Source organism: bacterium (assembly GCA_035528375.1).
Taxonomy (GTDB): domain Bacteria; phylum RBG-13-66-14; class RBG-13-66-14; order RBG-13-66-14; family RBG-13-66-14; genus RBG-13-66-14.
On the sequence record DATKYS010000116.1, the window covers coordinates 1 to 10,305 of the forward strand.

Sequence of the window (10,305 nt, forward strand, 5' to 3'; positions counted from 1 at the left end):
GCCGGTTCGCCAAGCCGGTTGGGGCCAACGCTCCGGAGCTGTTCTTTGCCGGGCCGCAAAAAAACATCATGATTTACTTGGCGATCCTTGGCGCTCTTGGCGTCTTGGCGGTTTTCTTACGGCCTATTTTGGACAAGAGTGTTTTCGGGCCGGCGGCTTCAAATTTTCTCCGGGGCGCCGTATTATATCCTTTCGGCGCATGATATGGAGGGGAAGCGGCGTGATTCGGCTACGGCCTCTTGAGCCGCCCACAATTTTTTGTTATCTTGGCGTTTCGCGGACATGATGAAAAACAGCCCAGACAGTTCGAGCCGGTATGATCTTCCGGGCTCCCGGATTCTGATCCGTTCCTGGCGCGCCTGCGCCCGCCGGGCCCGGGCGCTGGCCGGAGACTCTGACCCGGTCCGGCTCAGCCAGGTCGAGGCCCGGGTGCTTTGCATGGTGCGCGACCTGTTCGTGGTTCGGCTTTTGGAGGATCACCGCTCGCTCTCGGACCGCTGGCTGTGCGGGGGCAAGCGCTCGCGCCCGCTGGAGGGGGCATTGGCCGTTGAGAAGCTGGCGGAGCTCAATGGGTGGGCCGGGTTCGCGCTGTTCGACCTGGAGGCGTGGCAAGAGCTGGGTCCGGGTCCGGAGCTTGGCGAGCTTTACCGGGAGATGCAGCTCAGCCGCTTTTGGCCTCCGCAGATGCCGGTGGAGTGCCTGGGCGCGCTGTGGGAGGAGGGTCTGCCGGGGCTTCGGCGGAACGGGGTCTATTATACGCCGCGGCACATCGTGGAATTCGCTCTCAAGCACGCGCTGGAGGGGCTTTGGGCCGAGCGTCGTCCCGGCGTGGCGCGGGTCCTGGACCCGGCCTGCGGGGCGGGCTATTTTCTGCTCGAGGCCTTCCGCCGCCTTTCGTCCCGCGAGCTTTCGCGCTACTCGATCCGGGGCGGGGACCTGTTCGCGCCGGTCAAGCGGGGTGAATCGGGACGGCCGGTGCTGGACCCGGCCCGGCGCCTGGAGCTGATCGGCGAGCACATATTCGGGGTTGACATAGACGGCGTGGCCCTGGAGCTGGCGCGGCGGGCGCTGTTCGTTGAGGCGGTGGCCGATGTCCCGGCTTTGCGGGGCGCGGCGCCCGACCCGGCGCCGCTGTTTCGGAACCTGCGGGAGGGCGACGCCATCGTGGAGGAGCGGTTTCCCCAGCAGGCCAGCCTTTTTGACTCGGGCCAGGCGCCGGCGCTCAAGCCCTTTTTCTGGCGTGACCCGGAAAACGGTTTCGGCCACATCATGGGGGAGGGCGGGTTCAGCTGCATCGTGGGCAATCCGCCGTGGGTGAGCCTGAAGGGGCGGCACAAGCAGGTGCCGTACTCGCAGGACGTGGTGCAGCACCTGGTGGAGCGCTACCACGCGGACACCTACCGCCCCAACGTCGTGGAGTTCTTCATCCGCCGCGCCATCGAGCTGCTCGCGGAGAACGGCTGGCACAGCTTCGTGGCGCCGGACCGCATCGCGGAGAACGAGCAGTACGCGCCGCTCCGGAAGTTCATGCTCGAGCACGGCGAGCTCTCGCGGCTCCACTACCGCGAGCCGTTCCCGGGCGTGGCCGCCGACACCCTGGTTTACGTTTACTGCAAGCGCCCGCGGCCGCGGCGGTCGGCCCGGATCATCTTGAGCGACGCCTCGGGCGCGGGCTCCGAGGTCTCGCAGGGGTTCTGGCTCAAGGGCGAGGTCTTCGTGCCGCAAGACGCGCGCGGCGGCTCGGCGGAGGACGTGCTCAAGAAGATCGAGGCCGCGGGGCGGCGGTCGCTTTCCGACTTCATGGAGACCGGTGTCGGCTTCATCGCCAAGCCCCGCCGCATCACCGGGGAGCGGACCTCGGAAAACCAGTTGGCGGTGCTCAAGGGCGAGCACGTGTCGCCGTACGCGCGGAGCGGCTCGGCCTGGTTCGAGTTCACGCTTCCCAACCTGGCCGGCGGGACCCGCAACCTGGACAAGCTGACGAAAAAGCACCGCATCCTGTTGCGCAAGACGGGGGCTCGTCTGGTCGCGGCCCGCGACGAGAGCGGCGACATCCCGGAGCAGTCGCTCTATTTCGCGTTCTTGAAGGACCGGCGTCTCTCCCGGAAATATCAGCTCGCTTATTTCCTGGGCATCCTCAACTCCCGGGTGATGTCGTTCTGCTTCCGCCACCGCAAGATCACCAACCGGGCCACCACGCCGCAGATCAAAAAGATCCACCTCGACACTCTCCCCATCCGGCCCATCAACTGGAGCGACCCGGCGGCCCGGGAGCTGCACGACGCCCTGGTCAGCGCCGTCCTTAAAAGGGAGGCCGCCGCCGACCCGGAGACCATCGCCCGGCTCGACCGCGAGATTGACGGCGTCGTGGCCGGATTGTATGATCTTGACGAGCGGGAAATGGAGATCATCAAGGCCGAGATGAACAAGGGATGGGGATGAGACTTCATTACAGGCCATGAGCTGCCGCACTCCGCAAAATACCATAAAAATTCGAAGATAATCGTCTATTAAAACATGACTTGGCGCAGTTTCCGTTAAATATCATTCCCCGCGGAATTGCAAATCATGAAATGCGCGGGGGAACAGCTTGTTACAATGATTATTTCAAGTTAAATGCGCCACTGCCAGGGGAAGGGGATCATGATGAAGAGGCTTGGTTTTTGCTTATGCATAGTTCTGGCCCTGTTGTTGACGGGTATTGCTCCCCGGGCCTGGGCCCTTGATGACCGGGACCGGGACGGGCTTACCGATGCCCAGGAGACCGTGCTGGGCACCAACTCGCTGGATCCGGACACCGACAATGACGGCATCCCTGACGGTTGGGAGTACACTCACGGGCTGAATCCTCTCGTGAACGACTCCGGCCTGGACCCGGACGGCGACGGTCTCAAGAACTTCTCCGAGTACCTGTCCGGGACCGACCCGCAGAGCGCGGACTCGGACGGCGGCGGGGTGAACGACGGGACCGAGGCGTCGGAGGGCAGGAGCCCGGTAACGAAGCTGGACGATTACTCGGAGACCACCATCACGCTGGGCAGCATGGCCACCCGGGGCGCGGTTGCGCTCTCGGGCCGGGGCAACCAGTTCCGGGTGACCCAGGGCACCGTGCTGGAGTCCTATTCCCAAATGCTGGACCCACCGGACGGCTCAACCCTATATTTCACGGTGTATGAAGGCTCGACCATCAGCGGCCTGGCCACCAAGGTTTTTGAGCGGGCGGTGTCGGTGGTTACGGGAGGCACGGCCTGGTACGATTCCGGCCCGATCAACGTGATTTTTGACCCGGCGTCTAAATACACCGTCATGACCACGTGGAGCAATGACGCGGTGGGATATTTCTACGGCAATTATCCCGGCACTCCTCCCCAGAACCTTTTCTTCGGCCAGGCCGCCACCGGGGCGAGGCTGCTGGTTGCTATTACCGCGCCTCCGCCGGAGCAACTGACTCCGATTTCCTGGACCAGTTTTTATAATCAGAGGCTGATTTTCTGCGACCACGGCTGCTTCCCGGCCCGCGCCGCGGTGCTGCGCGACAGCGCCGCCTGGGGGACCAAGGAGGACTCCATCTTCGCCAGCTTCGGCATCCCCTTCAGCGTCTATTCCAGCGCCGGCCTCGGCAACGTTGATCTCTCCCCCTTTGACAAGGTCGTGGTGCATTCCAACCAGCCCCAGGCCTTTTACGACCAGCTGGCCCAGAGCAGCAAGTGGATCAACGACTGGGCGGGCGCGGGCGGGAACTTCGAGTTCCACGGCGCGGCCTCGCCGGCCTACGGCAAGTGGCACTCCTACTACACCATGCCCACCGGCATCAAGGCCCCGCCCTTCGCCAACGTGAGCGACGGGCTTTCCATCCTCGAGCCCGCGCACCCCATCATGTCCGACGTGCCCCGCTCCGCCATCTCCGCCGGCGCCGCCATGGGCGAATTCAACGGCTGGGGCGGGACCCCCACCCACCTGGTCGCGGGAGGCTTCTTTGATGATAAGTTCGTCCATGACGTCTTCAGCTTCGGCCGGGGCCAGACCATATGCTCCACCTATCCCCTGGAATTCCCGGCCCTCACCGACCCCGCGCACAAGCTGCTCCGCAACTCGCTCCTGTATCAGCGCTCGTACCCCGCTTGCCCCGCGCCCTTCAACGCCGGCAGCCCGGCCATCAACAGCATATCCTCCAACATCTACCGCGGCGACAAGTACCAGGTGGACCAGGACACCAGGCTCGTGACCTTCATAGCCTACCTCAACCCCGCCGCCGATGTTAATCTCGACTTCCGTGTTTATGAGAGCTCCAGCCTGAGCGGCACCTATACCATGATCGCATCCTACCAGGTGCCCACCGGGACCGGCCCGCTCCGCTGGTACGGACCCGACAACATGGGACTCACCCTTGAGGCCGGAAAATATTACGCGCTCCTCTACGGCTTCAATGCATCCACCACGTATTATTACCAGAGCGCTTTCCCCTTCCCGGCCAATACCTCGTTCGGGAGCTTGAGGTACGGCGTCGCTTATGCCGGGTTCCCCGCGCCCTCTACTTACACGTTCGGCAATTCGACCACCGCCTATTATGAGTTCGTCATCACCGAGCCCGCCGGAGACGTCTGCCGCGTCGCGGACCAGGACGGCGACGGCCTCGAAGACCGCCGCGAAGTTTTATGGGGCGCGACCTCGACCTCCCCCGACACCGACGGCGACTCCATGCCCGACGCCTGGGAGACCGCCCACGGCCTGAACCCCAACTCCGCCAACGGGAGCCAAAACCCCGACGGCGACGGACTCACCAACCTCCAGGAGTACAAGTGGGGCTCCGACCCCAACCTCGCCGACACCGACTCCGACGGACTCTCCGACTCCCTCGAAGTCCTCACCCTCTACACCCTGCCCGCCGCGGCCGACACCGACGGCGACGGCATCGCCGATTATGACGAGGTCAACCTCGACGGCAACCCCAACAACTACACCCCCGGCATTGACACCGATCCCAACAACTGGGACACCGACGGCGACGACATGGCGGACGGATGGGAGTACGATCACGGACTCGACCCCCTCGACCCCGTTGACCTCGTCCTCGATTCCGATTCCGACGGGCTCACCAACTGGCAGGAATATTATTACGGCACCGACCCCCAGCTCGCCGACTCCGACGGCGACGGACTCAGCGACGTTGACGAGCTTTACCTCACCCTGACCGATCCCAACAGTATTGACACCGATGGCGACGGCATGGACGACCAGTGGGAACATGAGTACGGCACCGACCCGCTCGTGGACGACGCCGCCGCCGACCCGGATTCCGACGGCCTCACCAACCTCCAAGAGTATGAGCTGGGCCTTGACCCGGGCAGTTACGATCTGGATCTTGACCAGGACGGACTGATGAACGCCGTCGAGACCGGCACCGGCGTCTTCATTGACATGACCGACACCGGCACCGACCAGTTAAACCCCGACACCGACAACGGCCTGGAATGGGACGGCCTCGAAGCCCTGATCGCCCATGACCCCCACTCACCGGCCGACGACCGAAAATGGTCGGCGCCATCGCTCATCTCCGCGGATGATCTGGGCGACATTGACATCACCCAGACCCGCAACGGGACCTTCCACGTGGTCTTCATCAAGCGCAACCAGACCGACATCTACTACGCTTCCAACTCCGGCGGAGGATGGTCAACGCCAACCGTCATCAGCGCCACCAGTTGCGACGCCCCCCGCATCGCCGCCGAGGGCAACACCGTGCACATGGTCTATGAACCCGGAAACACCACCATGCCCACCGTGCTTTACTATCGCAGCCGCAGTCCGCTCGGGGTCTGGAGCGATCCGGTGGACATCACGCAAAACACCTCCACCTATTACTACAATCCACTGCCCGTGCTCCGCGCCGACGGAGACCTCTACGTCTTCTACCGCGAATGGTACGGCAACACCATCGCCTACAGCGTCCTCGACCCGCCCACCAACACCTGGACCGCGAGGAAAGTGGAAATCCCCGACGCCACCAACGCCGGCGGAGCTTTTGACGCCGCGGCCGGGACCGACGGCAACCTCCACCTCGCCTGGCAGACCGCCGACACCTGGCAGGAGGAAATATGGTACCTCGAGCTTGACGGCGGGACCTGGACCAACCTCTACCAGGTGTCCTCATCCTATGACGCGTCGTCCCTCACCCCCAGGATCGCCGTGGACTCCAATAACAATGTCTATGTCAGTTGGTATGAGTATGACACCCACTACTCCACCCTGCGCGTCCGCCGCGATGGCGAATGGGAGACCATCACCCCTATCGCCGAAATCGCCGGCGTAAACCCGGTTGCCCCCATCGCCCTCGACCGCCTTGACAACCTCTACGCCGCCTTCATGAACCGATACACCGGCCTCTCCCACTTCGGTTTCCTGGGACCGCTCAAATATGAGCGCGACGAATGGGCCATCGCCTTCAAGATGTTCACCGACAACAACGGCTCCACCCTCCATATCTTTTACGCCATTCTCTCCCTGAGCGGACAGCTCCAGGGGACCTATCTCACCTCGCTCGCGTTTCCCGACACCGACGCCGACGGAATCAACGACCTCCAGGAGTTCCTCATCGGATCAGACCCCAATGACACCGACACCGACGGCGACGGGCTCGACGACTACCTCGAAGTCGCCGGCTACGACACCGACCCCACCGTCGTGGATACCGACCTCGACGGCCTCGGCGACGGCTACGAGCTCACCCTGGGCGACGACTTCAACTGCCTCTCCGACGATTGCATCTCCTCCGGATGCAGCCTCCAGACCTTCGGACCCCATCACTACCTCTTCTGCGATTCCGCCTCCACCTGGCCCAACGCCCGCACTCTATGCCAATCCTACGGCGGCGACCTCGTCTCCATCGAGACCACCGCCGAGAACCAGTTCGTCTACAACACCGCCGCGACCCTGCTCTCCACCACCAACCTCTACCTCGGATACAACGACATCACGACCGAGGACTCTTTCATCTGGTCAAACGGCGAGCCGAACGTTTATGAAAACTGGATCGCAAAAGCACCCGACGACATCTACGACATCGCCGGAGACAACAGCTCCACAACCCTGGGAAACAACATTGTCGGCAACAAGTATCTGGCATCCATTGACACCACCCTCACCAACTTCGATCAGTACCTCGATGTGGCTACCGGAAACACCGTCATTTTCTATGTCTGGGAAGCCACCGCCCTGGCCGGGCCCTATACCCTTATCGCCTCCAATACCTTCGCCGCCTCCGGCTCCGGAGCCAGGTTCATCAATTCCGGAACCTTGAACGCCAGCCTGGTCGCCGGAAGGTACTATTATCTCGCGGCTGGATTCCCCATGGACCAGCGCTACTATCACCATGGCTTCTCCACCTATACTACATTGCACCTCTCTTTCGGAGACTATCTGCGCGGAGCCCACTACGGAACCCTGCCCGGGTCAACATTGACCGTGAACGACACCACCAGAGCCTATTACCAGCGTCTCAACCTCCCTGCCGAGGACTGCGCCGCCATGAGCCGCTCCACCGGTTTCTGGAACGACCTCTCATGCGCCGTGGCCCGCGATTACGTCTGCGAGGACGGCCTGAATTATTTGAACCCCGCCAGCAACGACACCGACGGCGGCGGCGAAACCGACGGCCAGGAGCTATATCTCGGCAAGGACCCCAACAACTCAGCCGACGACTATCCGCACGGACCCCTCCCCATCCTCGATACCTCCACCGCCAACTACGGATATGAAGACATCAAGATGAGCGTGGACGTCAACGGCAAGATCACCATCTTCTACAAGGAAAAGAACTGGGTCTTGCCCGATTACCTGTTCGCCCTCAAAGTCACCAAGAGTTACGACGGCGGCGCCACCTGGTCCGTGCCCCAGACCCTCATCTCCGAATCCAATACCGATCTCAAGCTCCTCGACGTCGCCCCCCTCGACTCCAACACCGCCGTCATGGTCGTCTACCACCGCGGATCGCCCGCCAAAAAAATCTTCTCCGCCATGTACTCGGGAGGAACGCTCTCCGGAGAAACCGTCATCACCACCGGATATGCCGCCGTATACAACCAGAGCATACCCTACGGTTTCGAGCTCGGAGTGCTCTCCAGCTCCACTGTCCGCGCCGTCTGGGGCATGCAGCAAAACCCCGGAGACCCCGTCCAGGTCTTCTACGACACCTGGTATGCCGCAACCGGATGGGGAGCGCCCGCCCAGTTGACCAGCGAGGCCGGAGACTCATGGATGCCCGACCTCATGGTCCACGGCAACACCGTCTATGTCGCTTATACCAGCGATTACGATGCCGCGGGACTCGGCCGCTGCTTTGTCTATTACCGCAAATGGGGCCAGACCGGATGGACCGCCCGCGAGAGCGTGGCCCAGTTCTCCGAAGGATGGGGAGCCTACCCCGCGCTCTGGTATAGCCCGGCGGGAGGAGTCCACATTCTTGTAAATAACCTCAACTTTATAACGGGCGATTTCACGCTCTACTATGCCCACAAGGATGCGGGCGCCTGGACCGAGCCCCTGGCCCTGGGATCAAGGTACGCCAAGCACATCACCGAAACCCGCCCCGGCGTCGTCCACGCCTTCGTCTATGGCGGCGGCGTCTTCAGGATGTCCAGGTATAAACAGACGTGGACCAGCGCCATCCCCTTCATCATGAACGCACGCATCGAGGACGTGTACAGCGAGAACAACAGCCTCGTCCACATCGCCGGCAGGCTCTTCGTCGCCGGGACCCAGCAGGCATTCTATACCTCCTTTTATTACAACGACGCCGACTACGACGGAATCCCCGACGAGGGAGAGTTCATGAACGGCACTCTCCTGGACGACACCGACTCCGACGGCGACGGACTCACCGACTATGAAGAGCTCATCCTCTACGGAACCGATCCCAACAGCCCGGACTCCGACGGCGATGGCTTGACCGATCCCGAAGAGCTCGCCGCCGGCACCGACCCCCTGCTCCGGGACACCGACGGCGACCACATGCCCGACCAATGGGAAGTGGAATACGGCACTAACGCCCTGATCGCCGACGACACCGCCGACCCCGACAGCGACGGACTAACCAACTTCGACGAGTTCCGCTATCACACCAACCCCCTCGTCACCGAGCCCGTCCCCTCGTCATCATGCTCGTCACCGGCTTACCTCAGCGCCGGGCCCTTGCCCGTAATATTTACCTGCAGCAACTATCTCGCGTCCGTGGACCTCTACGCCAGCTATAACAATTCCATTTACATCAACATGGCAATTCTCGGATACTCCAAGTCCTGCTTCGAAAACCAGTTCAGCTTCATACCCTTCTGGGGCGACGGCACCTATAAATTTTACACCGTGGCCCGGCTGGGCACGGTGCTCATCGAGCCCACGCCGCCGACACCGCCCGACACCACAACCGTCCTCGATTCCCAGAAACCCGTCATGCAAAACGTCCTCGACGACGGCACCTATACCTCCAACAACACCTCGATCAACGCCGTCGCCACCGCCGTTGACCTCGGGCCCGCCGGACTCAAGCAGTACTGGTACGCCGTCGGCACCGCCGCCTATCCAACCGCCGGATGGAACAGCCTGCTCACCTGGCAGTTGGACGCCGACGGCGTCATCAGCCGGGCCGTGGCCCTCTCCTCGGGCGTCAATTACTTCGTCACCGCCATGGCCGAGGACCAGGCCGGAAACACCAGCCAGCCGGCTTCATCCAACGGCATCCGCGTTGACACCTCGGCGCCCACGGCGTTTACGGTGACGGATGAAGGTGATTACACCGGGTATACGGATCAGCTTTACGCGAGCTGGACCGTGGCGGGAGATACGACCTCGGGGATTGATCGGTATGAGTATTGTATCGGGACGGCCTTGGGGTCGTGCGACGTGGCGGGGTGGACCGACAACTTTTTACTCACCGAGGTTACGCGGATGGGTCTTGCGCTGGCGGAGAACCAGAGTTACTTCGTGGGGGTGCGGGCTTATAACGGGGCCGGGTTATACTTAGAGGCATGGTCGGACGGGATTCTGGTGGACTCGAAGGGCCCGGTGATCGTGTATTCGTCGCCGGCGCACCGGGAGATCGTGAACGATACCATGCCGCCGGTCGCCAACCAGGCGTTCGCCATCCGCTTCGGCGACGCGGGCGGGAGCGGGATAGACTGGGCCGCGCCGCATCCGATCGTGCTCGATTTTTCGACCGTGGTCTCCTACTCCCTCACCGGCGATACGGTATCGTTTGTATGGGGGAATACTCTGAACCTCGGCAACCACGTGGTCAACGTCACCGTGAGCGAC

The 10,305-nt window shown here is 62.6% G+C and carries 3 protein-coding genes; all 3 read left to right on the forward strand.

The annotated features are described in order from the left end of the window. On the forward strand, positions 1-203 hold a 203-nt coding region (locus tag VM054_09230; protein HUT99243.1), incomplete at its 5' end, for a hypothetical protein. Between the two features lie 82 nt (positions 204-285). Then, positions 286-2,442 (forward strand): TaqI-like C-terminal specificity domain-containing protein, encoded by a 2,157-nt coding sequence (locus VM054_09235; protein HUT99244.1) that lies wholly within the window; start codon positions 286-288, stop codon positions 2,440-2,442. A 201-nt stretch (positions 2,443-2,643) separates the two neighbouring features. Then, the coding region (locus VM054_09240; GenBank protein HUT99245.1) for a lectin-like protein at positions 2,644-10,305 on the forward strand (7,662 nt) is incomplete at its 3' end.

Coding starts and splice junctions, on each gene's coding strand:
- VM054_09235 (HUT99244.1), top strand. CDS start 286: ATGAAAAACAGCCCAGACAGTTCGAGCCGGTATGATCTTCCGGGCTCC.